Annotated in this window: 22 protein-coding genes; 13 read left to right on the top strand and 9 right to left on the bottom strand. The window is 63.3% G+C overall.

Annotation, left to right across the window (positions count from 1 at the left end):
• Window positions 1–53 precede the first annotated feature (53 nt).
• Together AAEO60_RS02905 and AAEO60_RS02900 are read left to right on the top strand one after the other, a co-directional pair.
• On the top strand, window positions 54–1,643 hold the full coding sequence (locus AAEO60_RS02905; RefSeq protein ID WP_341672147.1) for an AbgT family transporter: 1,590 nt from the start codon (window positions 54–56) through the stop codon (window positions 1,641–1,643).
• On the top strand, window positions 1,640–2,131 hold the full coding sequence (locus tag AAEO60_RS02900; protein ID WP_341672146.1) for a flavodoxin family protein: 492 nt from the start codon (window positions 1,640–1,642) through the stop codon (window positions 2,129–2,131). Before AAEO60_RS02905 ends, AAEO60_RS02900 begins: the two co-directional genes overlap by 4 nt.
• Window positions 2,132–2,135: 4 nt before the next feature.
• Here the strand turns inward: AAEO60_RS02900 and AAEO60_RS02895 are convergent, their stop codons facing one another.
• The 9 genes from AAEO60_RS02895 to pspF all read right to left on the bottom strand — a co-directional run bounded on the left by AAEO60_RS02895 (window position 2,136) and on the right by pspF (window position 10,985).
• Window positions 2,136–2,717, bottom strand: a complete 582-nt coding sequence (locus tag AAEO60_RS02895) for a thymidine kinase (RefSeq protein ID WP_341672145.1) — start codon at window positions 2,715–2,717, stop codon at window positions 2,136–2,138.
• Between the two features lie 61 nt (window positions 2,718–2,778).
• Window positions 2,779–3,174 (bottom strand): 30S ribosome-binding factor RbfA, encoded by a 396-nt coding sequence (rbfA, locus tag AAEO60_RS02890; protein WP_341672144.1) that lies wholly within the window; start codon window positions 3,172–3,174, stop codon window positions 2,779–2,781.
• Window positions 3,174–3,596 (bottom strand): PaaI family thioesterase, encoded by a 423-nt coding sequence (locus tag AAEO60_RS02885; RefSeq protein WP_341672143.1) that lies wholly within the window; start codon window positions 3,594–3,596, stop codon window positions 3,174–3,176. Before AAEO60_RS02885 ends, rbfA begins: the two co-directional genes overlap by 1 nt.
• 136 nt (window positions 3,597–3,732) lie before the next feature.
• Entirely contained in the window at window positions 3,733–6,261 is a 2,529-nt protein-coding gene (gene infB, locus AAEO60_RS02880; RefSeq protein WP_341672142.1) for a translation initiation factor IF-2, read from the bottom strand.
• A gap of 51 nt (window positions 6,262–6,312) precedes the next feature.
• Complete coding sequence (locus AAEO60_RS02875) at window positions 6,313–7,035, bottom strand: DUF448 domain-containing protein (protein ID WP_481125108.1); 723 nt, start codon at window positions 7,033–7,035, stop codon at window positions 6,313–6,315.
• The gene (gene nusA, locus AAEO60_RS02870) at window positions 7,016–8,680 is read right to left on the bottom strand and encodes a transcription termination factor NusA (RefSeq protein WP_341672140.1); all 1,665 of its coding nucleotides are present in this window, start codon (window positions 8,678–8,680) and stop codon (window positions 7,016–7,018) included. The genes AAEO60_RS02875 and nusA overlap by 20 nt, the downstream gene beginning before the upstream one ends.
• Window positions 8,680–9,240, bottom strand: a complete 561-nt coding sequence (gene rimP / locus AAEO60_RS02865; protein WP_341672139.1) for a ribosome maturation protein RimP — start codon at window positions 9,238–9,240, stop codon at window positions 8,680–8,682. The genes nusA and rimP overlap by 1 nt, the downstream gene beginning before the upstream one ends.
• Window positions 9,241–9,400: 160 nt before the next feature.
• Window positions 9,401–9,835 carry a hypothetical protein gene (locus AAEO60_RS02860; RefSeq protein WP_341672138.1) on the bottom strand — a complete coding sequence of 145 codons (435 nt, stop codon included), beginning with the start codon at window positions 9,833–9,835 and terminating at the stop codon, window positions 9,401–9,403.
• Between the two features lie 121 nt (window positions 9,836–9,956).
• Entirely contained in the window at window positions 9,957–10,985 is a 1,029-nt protein-coding gene (pspF, locus tag AAEO60_RS02855) for a phage shock protein operon transcriptional activator (RefSeq protein ID WP_341672137.1), read from the bottom strand.
• A 151-nt stretch (window positions 10,986–11,136) separates the two neighbouring features.
• On the opposite strand from pspF, the gene AAEO60_RS02850 reads away from it, so the two are divergent.
• From AAEO60_RS02850 to AAEO60_RS02800, 11 genes are all read left to right on the top strand, one after another.
• Complete coding sequence (locus AAEO60_RS02850) at window positions 11,137–11,289, top strand: hypothetical protein (RefSeq protein ID WP_341672136.1); 153 nt, start codon at window positions 11,137–11,139, stop codon at window positions 11,287–11,289.
• A gap of 23 nt (window positions 11,290–11,312) precedes the next feature.
• Window positions 11,313–12,122 (top strand): phage shock protein PspA, encoded by an 810-nt coding sequence (pspA, locus tag AAEO60_RS02845; protein WP_423970132.1) that lies wholly within the window; start codon window positions 11,313–11,315, stop codon window positions 12,120–12,122.
• A gap of 3 nt (window positions 12,123–12,125) precedes the next feature.
• Window positions 12,126–12,422: an envelope stress response membrane protein PspB gene (gene pspB / locus AAEO60_RS02840; protein ID WP_341672135.1), complete on the top strand. Its 297-nt coding sequence runs from the start codon at window positions 12,126–12,128 to the stop codon at window positions 12,420–12,422.
• On the top strand, window positions 12,419–12,796 hold the full coding sequence (pspC, locus tag AAEO60_RS02835; protein WP_341672134.1) for an envelope stress response membrane protein PspC: 378 nt from the start codon (window positions 12,419–12,421) through the stop codon (window positions 12,794–12,796). The genes pspB and pspC overlap by 4 nt, the downstream gene beginning before the upstream one ends.
• Window positions 12,797–12,833: 37 nt before the next feature.
• Window positions 12,834–13,145, top strand: a complete 312-nt coding sequence (locus AAEO60_RS02830) for a hypothetical protein (RefSeq protein ID WP_341672133.1) — start codon at window positions 12,834–12,836, stop codon at window positions 13,143–13,145.
• Window positions 13,146–13,207: 62 nt separating this feature from the next.
• The gene (locus AAEO60_RS02825; RefSeq protein WP_341672132.1) at window positions 13,208–13,492 is read left to right on the top strand and encodes a hypothetical protein; all 285 of its coding nucleotides are present in this window, start codon (window positions 13,208–13,210) and stop codon (window positions 13,490–13,492) included.
• The gene (locus AAEO60_RS02820; RefSeq protein WP_341672131.1) at window positions 13,492–13,824 is read left to right on the top strand and encodes a hypothetical protein; all 333 of its coding nucleotides are present in this window, start codon (window positions 13,492–13,494) and stop codon (window positions 13,822–13,824) included. The genes AAEO60_RS02825 and AAEO60_RS02820 overlap by 1 nt, the downstream gene beginning before the upstream one ends.
• Complete coding sequence (locus tag AAEO60_RS02815; RefSeq protein ID WP_341672130.1) at window positions 13,824–14,072, top strand: hypothetical protein; 249 nt, start codon at window positions 13,824–13,826, stop codon at window positions 14,070–14,072. The genes AAEO60_RS02820 and AAEO60_RS02815 overlap by 1 nt, the downstream gene beginning before the upstream one ends.
• Window positions 14,072–14,371, top strand: coding sequence for a hypothetical protein (locus AAEO60_RS02810; RefSeq protein WP_341672129.1), 300 nt, complete (start codon window positions 14,072–14,074; stop codon window positions 14,369–14,371). The genes AAEO60_RS02815 and AAEO60_RS02810 overlap by 1 nt, the downstream gene beginning before the upstream one ends.
• A complete protein-coding gene (locus tag AAEO60_RS02805) occupies window positions 14,368–14,655 on the top strand; it encodes a hypothetical protein (RefSeq protein WP_341672128.1) in 288 nt (95 codons plus the stop codon). The genes AAEO60_RS02810 and AAEO60_RS02805 overlap by 4 nt, the downstream gene beginning before the upstream one ends.
• Window positions 14,656–14,895 (top strand): hypothetical protein, encoded by a 240-nt coding sequence (locus AAEO60_RS02800; protein WP_341672127.1) that lies wholly within the window; start codon window positions 14,656–14,658, stop codon window positions 14,893–14,895.
• Window positions 14,896–14,910: the final 15 nt, after the last annotated feature.

Genomic DNA, 14,910 nt, shown 5'->3' with positions numbered 1-14,910 from the left:
CTGGACCGCCTGCGCCCAACGTGACAATCTGCCCGCTTTCGCACGGGGGTTCGATGACACAGGCAACAGCGGCACCATCACAAACCGGCTTTCTCGGCTGGGTCGAGCGCACCGGCAACAGGCTGCCGGACCCGGTGTTCCTGTTTCTCTGGTTTATCCTCGCACTTGTCGCGATCACGGTGGTCGCCGCTTGGGCAGGCTGGTCCGCGGCCCATCCGGCAGAGATCGATCCCGAAACCGGCACCTACCGCATCGTCGCAGTGGAGAGCCTGCTGTCATCTGACAACCTGCGCCGTCTGCTCACCGAGATGCCGCAGACCTTCACCCATTTCCCGCCGCTTGGCTATGTCCTGACGGTGATGCTGGGAGCGGGCGTGGCGGAACGTTCAGGGCTGTTTTCCACCGCCATGCGCGTCAGCATGGCCCGGGTGCCCAAGGCCCTGCTGACCCCGGCAGTGGCGCTGGTGTCGATGCTGGGCAACCACGCCGCCGACGCCGCTTTCGTGGTGATGATCCCGCTGGCGGGCGTCATCTACCACGCCGCCGGACGGCATCCGCTCGTCGGGATCGCGGCCAGCTTTGCCGGCGTGTCGGGCGGCTTCTCCGCCAACCTGACGCCGGGCCAGCTCGACGCCCTCTTGCTGGGTATTACCGAGGCCAGTGTGCAGACCGTCTTTGCCAGCTGGACCGCCAATATCGCGGGCAACTGGTACTTTATCGCCGCCATGACGGTGGTTTACCTGCCAGTGATCTGGTTCGTGACCGACAAGATCATCGAGCCGCGCCTGTCCGGCTATGCCGTCGACGGTTCAGCGGCGGCCGGCGATGACGAGCCACAGACCGGGACTACCATCGGGCAGAAACGCGGCCTGCTGCATGCCTTCGGGATGGTGCTGCTGGTTTGCGGATTGTGGGCCTTGTTGCTGGCACTGCCGGATTCGCCACTGATCGACCCCACGGCACCGCCCGAAGGGCGCATGACGCCCTTCTACCGCAGCCTGCTGCCCTTCTTCCTTCTGGTCTTCCTGCTGCCCGGCTGGGCCTATGGCCGCGCGGCGGGCACGATCAAGTCCCAGAACGACCTCGTCACGATGATGGCCGAGGCGATGAAGGACATGGGATATTACATGGTGCTGGCCTTCGCCGCCGCGCATTTCGTGGCCATGTTCGCCTGGTCCAACATGGGACTGGTGCTGGCGGTGGACGGGGCGGACGCCCTGCGCGCCAGCGGCCTGCCCAGTTGGGCCATGCTGATCGGCGTGCTCGCCTTCGGGGCGGCGCTCAACCTGCTGATCGGCTCTGCCAGCGCCAAGTGGGCCGTGCTCGGGCCGGTCATGGTGCCCATGCTGATGCTGCTGGGCCTGTCGCCGGAGATGACCACGGCAGCCTACCGCGTGGGCGATAGCGCCACCAATATCGTCACCCCGCTGATGCCCTATTTCCCGCTCGTGCTGGTATTCTGCCGCCGCTGGAACAAGGGTTTCGGTATCGGCAGCCTGACGGCGGCCATGGTGCCCTATGCCATCGGCATCCTCACCGCCGGCGTACTGCTGACCGTGGCCTGGGTCCTCTTCGACATACCGGTCGGCCCGGGAGCGAGCGTATTCATCGACACCTTGCCAGAAGCCATGTCGGCCGAATGAGGCGGCTGGCGATAGTCTGGTACTCGCGCACCGGCGGCAGCCGCCAGCTGGCCGAAGCCGCGCGCGACGGGGCGACGGAAGCTGGCGATGTCGACGTCCGCTTCCTTCCCGCCTCGGAAACCGAAGCCGATGACCTGCTGGAGGCCGACGGATACCTCTTTGCCTGCCCGGAAAACCTGGCCGCGATCGCCGGGGTGATGAAGGCCATGTTCGACCGCACCTATTACGATGTGCTCGGCAAGATCGAGGGCCGCCCCTACGCCGCGCTGATCTGTGCCGGATCGGACGGCGAGAACGCCCGGCAGCAGCTCGAACGCATCTGCACGGGTTGGCGGCTGAAGCGCGTGGCGGACACGCAGATCACCAATGTCGGTGCGCAGACGCCGGAGGAAATCCTCGCCGAAAAGGTGATCGACGAGGCCGAACTGGCCAAGGCGCGCGAGACCGGCGCCACACTGGCGGCGGGCCTCGAAATGGGTGTCTTCTGACCGCCTAGCCGTACATCCCCAATTGCTCGGCAAAGTGGTCGCGGCACAGGGCGACGTAGCGCTCGTTGCCGCCGATCTCTGTCTGGGCACCCTCGCCCACGGCCTCCCCGCTTGCCGATACGCGCAGGTTCATCGTTGCCTTGCGGCCGCAGTGGCACACGGCCTTCAGTTCCACCAAGGCATCGGCAATGCCCAGCAGGACCGCCGAGCCGGGAAAAAGATCCCCGCGGAAATCGGTGCGCAGGCCGTAGCAGAGTACCGGGATGCCGCCCTCGTCGGCCAGCCGCGCGCATTGCCACACCTGCGTCGCGGTGAGGAACTGCGCCTCGTCGATCAGCACGCAGGACAGCGAGCTTTCCCCGTGGCGCGCCATGACTTCGGTGTGCAGGTTGGTGCCCGGCGTGAACCGCCGCGCATCTGCTCCCAGGCCGATCCGGCTGGCGATGGCATGGTCGGCACGGTTGTCGATCGCGGCGGTCCACAGCATCGTGTCCATCCCGCGTTCGCGATAGTTGAAGTCGGCCTGCAACAGCGTGGTCGACTTCCCCGCATTCATGCTGGCGTAGTAGAAATAGAGCTTGGCCATGGGCACATGGCTAAGGTGGATTGCTGCCCTTCGACAAGCGCGGGGCCAGCGGGACTGGGGATTACTCGTCCCCTTCGATATCCCGCCGCACCTTGGGATCGTCGAGCAAGCTTTCGATCCTGCTGGCTTCGTCGAAGCTCTCGTCCGCGCGGAATTGCAGCTTGGGAGCGAACTTCAGGCCAAGCCGCTGCGCGACCTCGCGCTGGAAGAAGGCGGTGTTGGTGCGCAGGGCCTTCACCACCACGTCCTCGTCCTCGCCCAGCAGCGGCTTCACGTAGACCTTGGCATTGCGCAGGTCCGGCGACATGCGCACCTCGGTGACGGAAATATTGTGCGCCGAGAGCACGTCGTCATGCACCTCGCCGCGCGCCAGCAATTCGCTGAGGATATGGCGCACGCGCTCACCCACCTTGAGCAAGCGGACGGACTGGTCTTCGGGGCGCGAATGCTTGGCCATCAGGCGTCAGGTCCCTGCTTCATGTTCGGCCATTCGGTGGTCATCGAAGTGGCCGTCGTGCGTGCGCACAGCTTGCCATCCTTATCGAACAATTCCGCCTCGACAAAGCTGACACGGCGTCCAGCCTTTACCGCGCGCGCCTTGACCGTGATCCGGTCCATGGCGACGGGGCGCAGGAAAGAGATGTTGATGTCGAGCGACAGCTGCAGCTTGCCCTGCGTGGCAAGAAAGACGGCTGCGCCCATGGCCTCGTCCATCGGGCCGGCAAGGAGGCCGCCCTGCACGTGTCCGCGCATGTTGGCGAACTCGGGCGGCGGCAAGAAGGCCATCTCCACCGTCAGCGTATCCTGGTCGAAGGACACGAATTCTGCACCCATCAGCTTCGCCGAGGGCCATTGCAGCATGGGAGATTGTTCGGTCATCAGCTAAGCCGCCAGACAGGAGTTCCAACGAAAACGATCGCGATTACAAAGAGATCGAAGGAGCAGCCGAAGCATCAGTCGAACAGGTGGTGATACCACCGGTCCTTCTTCGGCTGCTCTTCCTCGAACTCTTCGCTCAAAGCGTGCGTTCTTCCTCGTTCACTTCGAACACTTCAAGCTGGTCGCCCGGCTTGATGTCGTTGGTGTCTTCCAGAACCACGCCGCATTCGAGGCCCGAGCGGACTTCGTCGACGTCGTCCTTGAAGCGGCGCAGGCTGGCGATGGTCGTTGCCGAAACGATGACATCGTCGCGGGTAAGACGGGCGTGCAGACCCTTGCGGATGACGCCTTCTTCCACCAACAGACCGGCCGCCTTGTCCCTCTTGCCGGACTTGAACACTTCCTTGACCTGGGCGCGGCCAACCACGTTCTCCACCTTGAGCGGACCCAGCTCGCCGAGCAGTTCCTTGGTGATCTCGTCGGTCAGGTGATAGATCACATCGTGATACATCATCCGCACGCCGTCGCGCTTCACCAGTTCACGCGCCTTGGCATTGGGACGCACGTTGAAGCCGATGATCGGCGCCTTCGAGGCGTTCGCCAGCGTCACGTCGCTTTCGGTGATGGCACCAACGCCCGCGTGCAGCACGCGCACCTTGATGTCGTCGTTCGACAGGTTGTGCAGCGCCGTGGTTATCGCCTCGACAGAGCCCTGCACGTCGGCCTTCACCACCACCGGCCATTCGATCACGTTCGACTTGTTGAACATGGTGTCGAAGCTGGTCGGAGCCAGCGCGGTGCGCTTTTCGGTAGCCTTTTCCTGGCGATACTGCGCCACTTCGCGGGCACGCGCCTCGTTTTCGACCACGGTCAGCACGTCACCGGCTGACGGCACGCCGCCCAGGCCAAGCACTTCGACCGGGACCGAAGGCCCCGCTTCCTTGACCTGCTTGCCCTGGTCGTCGACCAGCGCACGTACGCGGCCGCTTTGGGTGCCGACGACGAAGGTGTCGCCGCGCTTCAGCGTACCGCGATTGATCAGCACGGTGGCCACCGGGCCGCGGCCCTTGTCCAGCTGCGCCTCGATCACGGTGGCTTCGGCGTCGCGATCCGGACGCGCCTTCAGCTCCAGCAGTTCGGCCTGCAGGTTGATCTTCTCGATCAGGTCATCAATACCCTTGCCGGTCTTGGCCGACACTTCGACATCGAGCACGTCGCCCGACATCTCTTCAACGATCACTTCGTGCTCGAGCAGGCGCTCACGAACCTTCTGCGGGTTGGCTTCGGGCTTGTCGCACTTGTTGATGGCCACGATCAGGGGAACGTTTGCCGCCTTGGCATGGCTGATCGCCTCGATCGTCTGCGGCATGATGCCGTCGTCGGCAGCCACCACCAGCACCACGATATCGGTGACATTGGCACCGCGTGCACGCATTTCGCTAAATGCGGCGTGACCCGGCGTGTCGAGGAAAGTGATCTTCGACTTGTCTTTGGTGGTCACTTGGTAAGCACCGATGTGCTGGGTGATGCCACCGGCCTCGCCCTTGGTCACATTGGTCTTGCGCAGGGCGTCGAGCAGCGACGTCTTGCCGTGATCGACGTGGCCCATGACGGCCACCACCGGCGGACGCGGCTGCAGCGTTTCTTCCGGATCCTGCTCTTCCGAGGAGTCGATATCGACATCGCTCTCGGAGACCTTCTGGATGGTGTGGCCGAACTGTTCGACCAGCAGCTCTGCCGTGTCCTGGTCGATGGTCTGGTTGACCGTCACCATCATGTCGAGGTTGAACAGTTCCTTCACCAGGTCGGCGCCCTTTTCACCCATGCGCTTGGCCAGTTCCTGCACGGTAATGGCTTCGGGCACGACGACGTCGCGAACCTGCTTTTCACGCGGAGCGCTGGAGCCACCGCCCTGGGCGCGGCGTTCCTTCTCACGCGCACGCTTCAGCGCGGCGAGCGAACGGGCCCGACGGCCTTCGTCCTCGTTCAGCGCCTTGTTGACCGTCAGCTTGCCGGAGCGACGCTTGTCGCCGCCGCCGCCACCGCCGCCAGCACCGCCACGCTTGGGCTTTTCCTCGCGCTTCTTCTCGGGACGCTTGGGTTCCGGACGCGCAACAGGGGTGAACTTGCGGGCAGCCGGTGCCGGTGTGGGATCGTCCGCCGGGGCAGTCGCGGCAGCCTCCGCGGCATTCGCCTCGGCTTCGGACGCAGCCTTGACCTCTTCCTCGACGCGCTTGGCGGCTTCTTCTTCGGCCTTTTCAGCCTTGCGGTTGTCTTCGGCGCGCTTCTTTTCGTCCTCGGCGGCCTTCTTGGCCTGCTCTTCCTCGCGCTTGCGTGATTCCTCGGCCTGCCGGAGCCGGTCTTCCTCTGCCTCGCGCTGCAGGCGGGCGACCTTTTCCTGCGGCGTTTCGCCAGCAGGGGCCTTCTTGGCCGGAGCCTTCTTCTCTTCTGCCGCAGGCGGCGGGGGAGGAGGCGGCGGAGGCGGAGGCGGCGGGGCCGCCGGTTCTTCGCCCGGCTTGACGAGCTTGCGACGACGCTTGACCTCGACCGCCACCTTGTTGGTGCGACCGTGGCTGAAGGTCTGCTTGACCTCCCCAGCATCGACCGAGCGCTTCAGGCCAAGCGGCTTGCGGGTGCGCTTCGGGGTTTCGTTCTCTTCGCTCATAAGCTCGTACTAATCCTTCAAAATCAAATATTCACGCCCCTTCCGGGGCGGCTATCCGCCACCCGGCGTGGTTCGTGACAATGTCGCGTCAGCGACACCCATAAAGGTTTGCAGACGCCCCAGCGGCTGTGCGATCCGCTGCGCCGATTTCGCATCGGCAAGCGCCAGGTGGACAACATTTTCGCGGCCCAATGCCACAGACAGGGCCTCGCGGTCCAGTGGCAGGACATCGCCCTGCATCCCGGACCCTTCCTCGTCGAGGCCAACGCGCCATGCCTGATCCAGCTTGCGGCGCCCGTCCTCTTTCGCATCGGCGGCATGATAAAGTGCCGCAATGGCACCCATCCGCGCTTCATTGGCGATACGGTCAGACCCCAAGATAAGACGTCCGCTGCGCATTTCGAGACCCAGCCGGTCAAGCATGGCGCGCTTCAGGGCGACCTCCACCCTTGTAGGCAAGTCTTCGGGGATCGAAATATCGCCGGTCTTGAAGGCCCGCGACAACGCGCCCTTCAGCTGACCGCTGGCAATCGCGGCCGCGAGTTCGTCCTTGGACACGCCGATCCATGCGCCCCGCCCCGGCGCCTTGGCCAGGGCATCGGGCAGCACGTCACCATTGGGCGAAAGCGCCAGCCGCACGAGATCGTCCCGCGCGGCTGTACGTCCGGTGAGCACACAGCGCCGCTCGCTCCCCTTCAGCTCGTCAAGAGCTTCCGGGGAGTCAGCGCCCTCAGTTGGAGGCGAACCTAATGGGTCATTGCGAGGATTCCGCATCGGCGGCCTCCTCTGCTTGGGTCGGGGCGTCAGCAGCCGGGGCTGCCTCTTCCTCGTCCTCGAACCAGTGCGCGCGCGCAGCCATGATGATCTCGTTGCCCTGCTCTTCGGTCAGGCCAAAGGCGCCGAGCACGCCGCCCTTGTCTTCGGTGCGCTGCGGACGACGCATCGGCGGGCCGTCAGCCGACTGGCGACGACGCGGCGCTTCGCGGCGCTTGGCGATCAGTTCGTCGGTGGCGAGATCGGCAAGATCGTCGAGCGTCTTGATACCGGCCTTGCCCAGCACCAGCAGCATCTGCTCGGTCAGGTTGGGGATATCGGCGAGAGCATCTTCGACGCCCAGTTCACGGCGTGCTTCGCGGAATGCCGCTTCCTGCCGCTCGAGCGCTTCCAGCGCACGGCTCTGCAGTTCTTCAGCCAGTTCCTCGTCGAAGCCTTCGATCGTGGCGAGTTCTTCCAGCGACACGTAGGCCACTTCTTCCAGCTCCACGAAGCCTTCGGCAACCAGCAGCTGCGACAGGGTTTCGTCGACATCGAGTTCGTCTTCGAACATCTTCGAGCGGGCGGCGAATTCGGCGCTGCGCTTCTCCGAGGCTTCTTCCTCGGTCATGATGTCGATCTGGCTCTCGGTCAGCTGGCTGGCGAGACGCACGTTCTGGCCGCGGCGGCCGATGGCCAGCGAAAGCTGGTCGTCCGGCACCACCACTTCGATACGGCTCTCATCCTCGTCCAGCACCACGCGGCTGACGGTGGCGGGCTGCAGCGCGTTCACCACGAAGGTGGCGGTATCTTCCGACCACGGAATGATGTCGATCTTCTCGCCCTGCAGTTCCTGCACGACGGCCTGGACGCGCGAACCCTTCATGCCGACGCAGGCGCCGACCGGGTCGATGGAGCTGTCGTGGCTGATCACGCCAATCTTGGCGCGGCTGCCCGGGTCGCGGGCGGCGGCCTTGATCTCGATGATGCCGTCGTAGATTTCGGGCACTTCCTGCGCGAACAACTTCTTCATGAATTCGGGGTGCGCGCGGCTGAGGAAGATCTGCGGGCCGCGGTTGTTGCGCTCCACCTTCAAGATCAGCGCACGGACGCGTTCGCCGACACGGGCGGCTTCGCGCGGGATCTGCTGGTCGCGGCGGATCACGCCTTCGGCGCGGCCGAGGTTGACGATCACGTGACCGAATTCGACCGACTTGATCACGCCGGTGATGACTTCGCCGGCGCGGTCCTTGAACTCTTCGAACTGACGCTCGCGCTCGGCATCGCGGACCTTCTGGAAGATCACCTGCTTGGCGCTCTGCGCGTCAATGCGGCCGAGGTCGTCCATGGCGGGCAGCGGGTCGACGATGAAGTCGCCCACCTTGCTGCCGGGCTCGAGCTTCTCGGCCTGCTCCAGGTCGACCTGCTTGAAGTAGTCCTCGACCTCTTCCACCACTTCGACAACGCGCCACAGGCGCAGGTCGCCGGTCACCGGGTCGAGCTTGGCACGGATATCGTTTTCCTGGCCGAAACGCGCACGCGCGGCCTTCTGGATCGCTTCTTCCATGGCTTCGATGACGATCGCCTTGTCGATCATCTTTTCCGATGCGACGGCATTGGCAATCGCGAGCAGCTCTGCCTTGTTGGCGGAAATGGGACTGGCCATTAGGTGTTAGCCTCTTCTTCCTCGTTGAGTTCTTCAATGTCTTCGACGCCCGCAATGTCGAGCGGCTGTGTGGCGGCGACCAGCTTGTCCGTATAGACGAGCTGAGCCGAGTGAACCTTTGACAGCGGCACGGCAACAGCGCCGGCCTGCTTGTCCTCAATCGTGACCACGTCGCCGTCGATGCCGACCAGTTCGCCGACAAACTTGCGGTGGCCGTCGATCTTTTCGCTAAGCGCGATCTTCGCTTCGTGCCCTGCCCAGTTGGCAAAATCCTTCGGGCGGGTCAGCGGGCGGTCGATGCCAGGGCTGGAAACCTCGAGGTTGTAAGCGCCCTCGACCAGTTCCTCGCCGCCTTCCTCGATCTCGTCGATGCGGTCGGAAATGGCGCGCGACAGGGCAGCGCACTGATCGACCACCAGCTGGCCCGTTGCCGGGTCCTCCGCCATGATCTGCAAGGTGCGCTCGTCACCCGAACCGGTCATCTTCACGCGCACGAGCTCGAAACCCTGCGCAGCAGCGAGGGGTTCGAATAGTTCAGTCAGGCGTGCCAGATCGGCCATCGGGTCTCCATCACAACACCCGCATGCGGACAAGAAGGTTGGGGCCGGCCCCTTGCGGCGCCAGCATCCTTGATTGTCACGACAATGTCGGGATGGCGGCTATCTAGGCGCAGATGCCGGCGAAAGCAATATGCCTTTTGCGAAAGGCATGGGCGCCTGCCTAGTTGCTGCCGCCGCTCCCGCGGCTGATGCGGCCCAAGCGCCGCGGTCCGGACCTTTCCGCATCGATGTCGGGCGCCGACCGCTCCAGGGCCATGGCACCCCAGCCACCATCGGAATCGTCTGCGTAGAGCTCGTCTACGGGATCGCCATAGCTGCCGACGACGTAGTCATCCACGTCAGCGATTCCGGCACTATCGCTATCGGAGTCCGCAGAGGCGTTGGTGCGGTATTCACCGCCTTCGAAAAGGACACTGGGACCCGACGTATCCAAACCGCCTTCCGCATAGTTGCCGCCGAGGACAAACCAGCCGACGATGCCAATCGCGCCGAAGAAGGCCATAACACTAATGGCCAAGCCAAGCTTTTCTCGCCGCGTACGCATACCGCGCGAGCCGGTGAGCTGGTCAATGGTAAGGTGATCACGGTTCGACATGGCGGTTCCGACCTGTTTGTTTGGTTCTACTCGCAGACGAGAGTCAGCGCGGAACATAGGGCACAGGCCCTAACCTCATGTTAAATACTCCGGGTAAACCAGGACGATTGGCGACAAGCCATTAATTCGACTGGCTTAATCCATGCTTTTTCATGCAGTGCCGCAACTGGTCGTATGACAGGCCCAATGCTTTTGCCGTCTGTCGCTGGTTCCAGCGATTGGCGCCAAGAGCATGTTCCACGATTGTCCTTTCGTGCGCGTCGACTGCGGCGCGCAGATCGTCGACTTCGTCGAAATCGTACACGGCCGGGGCCGGGGCGGCTGGAGCCTGTCCGGGCTCCTCCACGGAATTCGATTTCGGTGCGGGCAACGGCTTCCATGGCGAATCGAACGGATCGAACACGACCTCGCCAATCGGCTTTTCCCACAGGTCCCACCGATAGACGGCGCGCTCGACCACGTTGCGCAGTTCGCGCACGTTGCCGGGCCAGGGGTGGTCTTCCATCGCCTGTGCCACCTCGGCCGAAAAGCCGGGCCATTCTTCCCAGCCCAGTTCGGCCGCCATGCGCCTGCCGAAATAGTCCGCCAGCACTTCGATATCCCCTTCGCGTACGCGCAGAGGCGGCAAAGTGATGACTTCGAAGGTGAGGCGATCGAGCAGGTCAGCGCGGAAAGTGCCTTCCTCGGCCTTCTTCGGCAGGTCCTCGTTGGTGGCCGCCACGATGCGCACGTCGACCCGCGTCGGACGGCTGGCACCGATACGGGTCACTTCACCATATTCGACGGCGCGCAGCAGGCGTTCCTGCGCGCTCATCGACAAAGTGCCCAGTTCGTCGAGAAACAGCGTACCCCGGTCGGCTTCCTCGAAACGTCCGGCGCGCGCTCTGGTAGCGCCGGTAAAGGCACCCTGTTCATGGCCGAACAATTCTGCTTCAATCAGGGTCTCGGGCAGCGCCGCGCAGTTCATTACGATCAGCGGCTCTTCCCAGCGGTCTGACAGGCGGTGAAGGCGTTCAGCGATCAGTTCCTTGCCGGTGCCACGCTCGCCAATGACCAGCACAGGGCGCGCCATGGGCGCCGCGCGGCTGGCCCGCTCGACCGCATCGAGGAAGGCTCCGGATTGGCCGATAAACTGGTTTTCGCGCTCCATTGCCAAGATATAGTGATAATTCCCAAGTCTTGGCAATAGAGACCGGCGCCTTCATCCACGAAATCGCAAAAAACGGCAGAAATCCGCCAATCCCACAAACTGGCACACCCCTTGCAGTTCATGTCGGTGAAAGGATCAGGAGGACTTACCGATGTTCAATCAACGCTTTTTCGATAGCCAGCTCGGCCATGCCGCGCTCGTCAGCATCGCAGCGATGGTTGCCTTCACGATTTTCGCTGGCATGCTGCCGACCGCCGATGCGCAGTCCATGCTTGTCGGTGCCCCGCTGGTGGAACTGGCGTGAGCGGCGAGAATCGCAATCCGTTAATGCCGCTGGGCAGCGGGAAGGCGCGCGATGGCAATCGTCTCGATCGTGAGATCGAGCGCCTGCGCACCAGCCCCACCCCGACGGCCAATTCGCTTAAGCTTGGAGGACCCTTGATGGGCATTTTCTCTCGTACCCGCGACATCATTGCAGCCAACTTCAACGAACTGCTCGACCAAGCAGACGACCCCTCGAAGATGATCCGCATGATCATCCTCGAAATGGAGGAAACCCTGGTGGAAGTCCGGGCCAGCGCCGCACGTACGATTGCTGACCAGAAGGAAATGCACCGCCACACGGTCAAGCTGGACCGCTTGCAGGCCGATTGGGCCGAGAAGGCGCAGCTGGCCCTCAGCAAGGACCGCGAGGACCTGGCCCGCGCCGCTCTGGTGGAAAAGCGCAAGGCCGCCGACATGGCTGACCAGCTGAAGCAGGAAATCAAGGTGCTGGACGACGCCCTGCGCGCTTACGAGCAGGACATTGCCAAGCTGCAGAACCGCCTGCGCGAAGCCCGCAGCCGCCAGAGCCAGATCGCCGCGCGTCTCGAAAGCGCGGAGAACCGGGTCAAGCTGCGCAGCCTGCTGACCAGTGACCGGGTGGACGACGCCCATGCCCGCTTCGACCAGCTCGAACGCCGCGTGGACTACGCCGAAGGTCGTGCCGATGCGCTGAATATTGCGCAGGACGGCCCGAAGAGCCTCGCCGACGAATTTGCCGCGCTCGAGGGCAGCGACAAGATCGACGACGAACTGGAGGAAATGAAGCGCGCACTCGGCAAGGGCAGCGGCGCTGAGAAGAACGAAGGGGAATAGAACGTGGAAGAGATTTTCATCGTCCCGGCCATTTTCATCGGCCTGCCCTGGGTGGTGTTGCACTACATCACCAAGTGGAAGACCGCGGCCACCATCACCACCGATGACGAGGCCCTGCTGGAAGAGCTCTACCAGCTCGCCAAGCGCCTCGACGAACGGATGGACACGGTCGAACGCCTGGTGGCCGCCGACAACGACGATTTCCAGCCGGCGCGACTGCGCCATGACAAGGCCGTCGACAATGTACCGCTGCGCGAGCTGGAAGAACTGCTCGCCGAGAAGAAGGGAGACCGCGCATGAACAGCCCCCGCACCACGCTTTACAGGGACAAGCTCCACGGCAAGCTGATGGGCGTCTGCGCCGGCATCGCCGACTACACCGGCATCAATGCCCTGTGGGTTCGCCTCGGCGCCCTGGCCCTGATCCCGATGACCAGCGGCTTTGTCATCCTGGCCTACTTCATCGCCGGCCTGCTGCTCTCGGCCAAGCCGCCGCACATGTACGGCGCGCCGGAAGAGAACAAGTACTGGCAGCGCGTGCGCCAGAGCCCGCGCCGGACCGCTCGCGAAATCCGCGCGCAGATGAAGGATATCGACCGGCGCCTGGCCGACGTGGAAACCTACTACGTCTCTGCCAACCCGCGCCTGTCGCAGGAAATCGAACAGCTGCGCTGAGCAGCAATTACGTAACCGAGGAAGGGGGACTGCAACTATGGGTGAACTGATCGGACTGGTGGCTGTCTCTGCGCCCTTCCTGATGGTGCTCGGCATTGTCTGGATCAACAACCAGAAGAAGCTCGAGGAACGGCGAATTGCCGCAACGGCCGAAGCCAGCAGCGAGAAAGCCGCGCAATACGCCAGCAAGGTACAGGCGCTGGAAGACCGCGTCCGCGTGCTCGAACGCATCGTCACCGACCAGGGCTACAACGTCGCTTCGCAGATTGAAGCCCTGCGTGACCAGCGCAACGTCGATGAAGCCAATGCCGGTGTGCAGATCGAATTCGCCAAGAAGGAGGAAGTGTAATGTCGTGGGGTGGTCCGTCTTTTGTTGTCTTGCTGGTCGCCATCAGCACGATTGGTTGGCTGGTGAACAACTGGATCCGCGCCAAGCACGGCTACTCGCTCGAGAACGAATGGGGCGGCATGACCGAACCTTCCGAAGGCGACGAAACCAAGCGCCTGCGCGAACAGAACCAGCAGCTGCGCGAAGTGATGGAGCGCATGGAAGATCGCATGATCGTCCTCGAACGCATCGTCACCGACAAGGGCTACACCGTCGCCGAGGAAATCGAGGCGCTGCGTGATCGTCCTGCCCGCCGCACCAGTGACAGCGGTGTGCCGCTCAACGTGTCCGACCGGGAGAAAGCCTGATGCCCGAAGAAATCATGATCATGGCCGTCACCGGCATCATCGCCGTCGGTGTGGTCGCGCTTGGCGGCATCCTGGGGTGGATTCACACCACCAAGATCAAGATCAAGAACGGCTATCCGCTCGAAAGCATGTGGGGCAAGCCGCTCCACCCGCAGCTGACCAACGAGGCGCAGGAACGCGTGGCACTGCTGACGCAGGAAAACGCCCAGCTCCGCGCCGAAGTCAGCTCGCTGAAGGACCGCCTCGGCAATGTCGAACGGATCGTCACGGATAGCGGCTATCGCCTGACGCACGACATCGAACGCTTGCGCAACGAACAGGAGGCAAACTGATGGGAGCCGATCTGCCACTCGTACTCGACGCCTTGGTCGTGGCTGCAATTGCCCTTGCAGGCGGCGTGGGAGCGACTGCCCTATACCTGCGGCGCCGACGGAGCCAGACGCCCTCTGGACCGGACGTCACCAAGAACAACAGCCAACTGGAGGAGCGCGTCCGGGTCCTTGAGCGCATCGCTACCGATCGCTCGCTTGGCCTCGCCGAAGAGATCGATAGCCTCCGCGAACTGGAGAAAGCAGACTGATGGACTGGGATCTGATCATCAACTTCATTTTTGTGCTGCTGGCCGCTTCGCTGACCTTTTCGACGGTGCTCCGGTTTCAACGCAAGTCCGTGGAACACAAAGAGCGCAAGCTCGAACTGGAAGCGCGGATCGCGGAAGCCAAGAAGGGTGAACGCACGCTCGGCAATGAAGTGGTGCAGCAGATCGAAGACCGGCTGCGGGTGATCGAACGCATCGTCACCGATCCCGGCGCCGACCTGTCGCGCCAGATCGAAGACCTGCGTGCCGAAGCCAGTGCCCGGCGGGAGAAAGTGCAATGACCCTATGGACCATGATCTTTGCCATAGTGATCGCGGGAATGATTTTCGCAGCCTGGAAAACCAACAATGATCGCAAGTATGGCATCACGCGCGATTGGCTGGGCAACGAGAAGATCTCCACACCGGAGAACGATGCCGAAAAGGCCATGCTCGAGAGCGAAGTGAAGGAATTGCGCGAACGAGTGAGAGTCCTCGAACGCATTGCCACTGACCCCGCAACCCGCACCGCCGAAGAAATTGAAAAACTGCGCGACGTAACCTCGTCGAGCGGCAGGGAGGAGTAAATGACGCAAATAGACCTGTTGATCGCCACCAGCACCCTGCTTGCGCTGGTAATCCTGGCCGCCGCGGTGCTCACCGCCTGGCAGGGATGGCTCGCCTACAAGAACCGCGAGCTGGAAATGAACCGCATGCCTGCCGAAATGGAAGGCGGATCGCGCGAGGGCATGGCCCGGATCGAGATCGCCGACCTCAAGGAACGCATCCGCAAGCTGGAAGCCATCGCAAATGGGGTGGACCTCTGACGCGCAGTCACTAGA

The organism is Aurantiacibacter gilvus (assembly GCF_038289935.1).
GTDB classification, from domain to species: Bacteria; Pseudomonadota; Alphaproteobacteria; order Sphingomonadales; family Sphingomonadaceae; genus Alteraurantiacibacter; species Alteraurantiacibacter gilvus.
The sequence above is the reverse complement of the archived record's forward strand: the minus strand, read 5'-3'. Positions and strand labels throughout refer to the sequence as shown.

Coding starts and splice junctions, on each gene's coding strand:
- pspF (WP_341672137.1), bottom strand. CDS start 10,985: ATGGAGCGCGAAAACCAGTTTATCGGCCAATCCGGAGCCTTCCTCGAT.
- nusA (WP_341672140.1), bottom strand. CDS start 8,680: ATGGCCAGTCCCATTTCCGCCAACAAGGCAGAGCTGCTCGCGATTGCC.
- AAEO60_RS02805 (WP_341672128.1), top strand. CDS start 14,368: ATGACCCTATGGACCATGATCTTTGCCATAGTGATCGCGGGAATGATT.
- AAEO60_RS02830 (WP_341672133.1), top strand. CDS start 12,834: ATGGGTGAACTGATCGGACTGGTGGCTGTCTCTGCGCCCTTCCTGATG.
- infB (WP_341672142.1), bottom strand. CDS start 6,261: ATGAGCGAAGAGAACGAAACCCCGAAGCGCACCCGCAAGCCGCTTGGC.
- pspC (WP_341672134.1), top strand. CDS start 12,419: ATGAACAGCCCCCGCACCACGCTTTACAGGGACAAGCTCCACGGCAAG.
- AAEO60_RS02860 (WP_341672138.1), bottom strand. CDS start 9,835: ATGTCGAACCGTGATCACCTTACCATTGACCAGCTCACCGGCTCGCGC.
- rimP (WP_341672139.1), bottom strand. CDS start 9,240: ATGGCCGATCTGGCACGCCTGACTGAACTATTCGAACCCCTCGCTGCT.
- rbfA (WP_341672144.1), bottom strand. CDS start 3,174: ATGGCCAAGCATTCGCGCCCCGAAGACCAGTCCGTCCGCTTGCTCAAG.
- AAEO60_RS02800 (WP_341672127.1), top strand. CDS start 14,656: ATGACGCAAATAGACCTGTTGATCGCCACCAGCACCCTGCTTGCGCTG.
- AAEO60_RS02850 (WP_341672136.1), top strand. CDS start 11,137: ATGTTCAATCAACGCTTTTTCGATAGCCAGCTCGGCCATGCCGCGCTC.
- AAEO60_RS02895 (WP_341672145.1), bottom strand. CDS start 2,717: ATGGCCAAGCTCTATTTCTACTACGCCAGCATGAATGCGGGGAAGTCG.
- AAEO60_RS02885 (WP_341672143.1), bottom strand. CDS start 3,596: ATGACCGAACAATCTCCCATGCTGCAATGGCCCTCGGCGAAGCTGATG.
- AAEO60_RS02810 (WP_341672129.1), top strand. CDS start 14,072: ATGGACTGGGATCTGATCATCAACTTCATTTTTGTGCTGCTGGCCGCT.
- AAEO60_RS02815 (WP_341672130.1), top strand. CDS start 13,824: ATGGGAGCCGATCTGCCACTCGTACTCGACGCCTTGGTCGTGGCTGCA.
- pspA (WP_423970132.1), top strand. CDS start 11,313: ATGCCGCTGGGCAGCGGGAAGGCGCGCGATGGCAATCGTCTCGATCGT.
- AAEO60_RS02905 (WP_341672147.1), top strand. CDS start 54: ATGACACAGGCAACAGCGGCACCATCACAAACCGGCTTTCTCGGCTGG.
- AAEO60_RS02875 (WP_481125108.1), bottom strand. CDS start 7,035: ATGCGGAATCCTCGCAATGACCCATTAGGTTCGCCTCCAACTGAGGGC.
- AAEO60_RS02820 (WP_341672131.1), top strand. CDS start 13,492: ATGCCCGAAGAAATCATGATCATGGCCGTCACCGGCATCATCGCCGTC.
- AAEO60_RS02900 (WP_341672146.1), top strand. CDS start 1,640: ATGAGGCGGCTGGCGATAGTCTGGTACTCGCGCACCGGCGGCAGCCGC.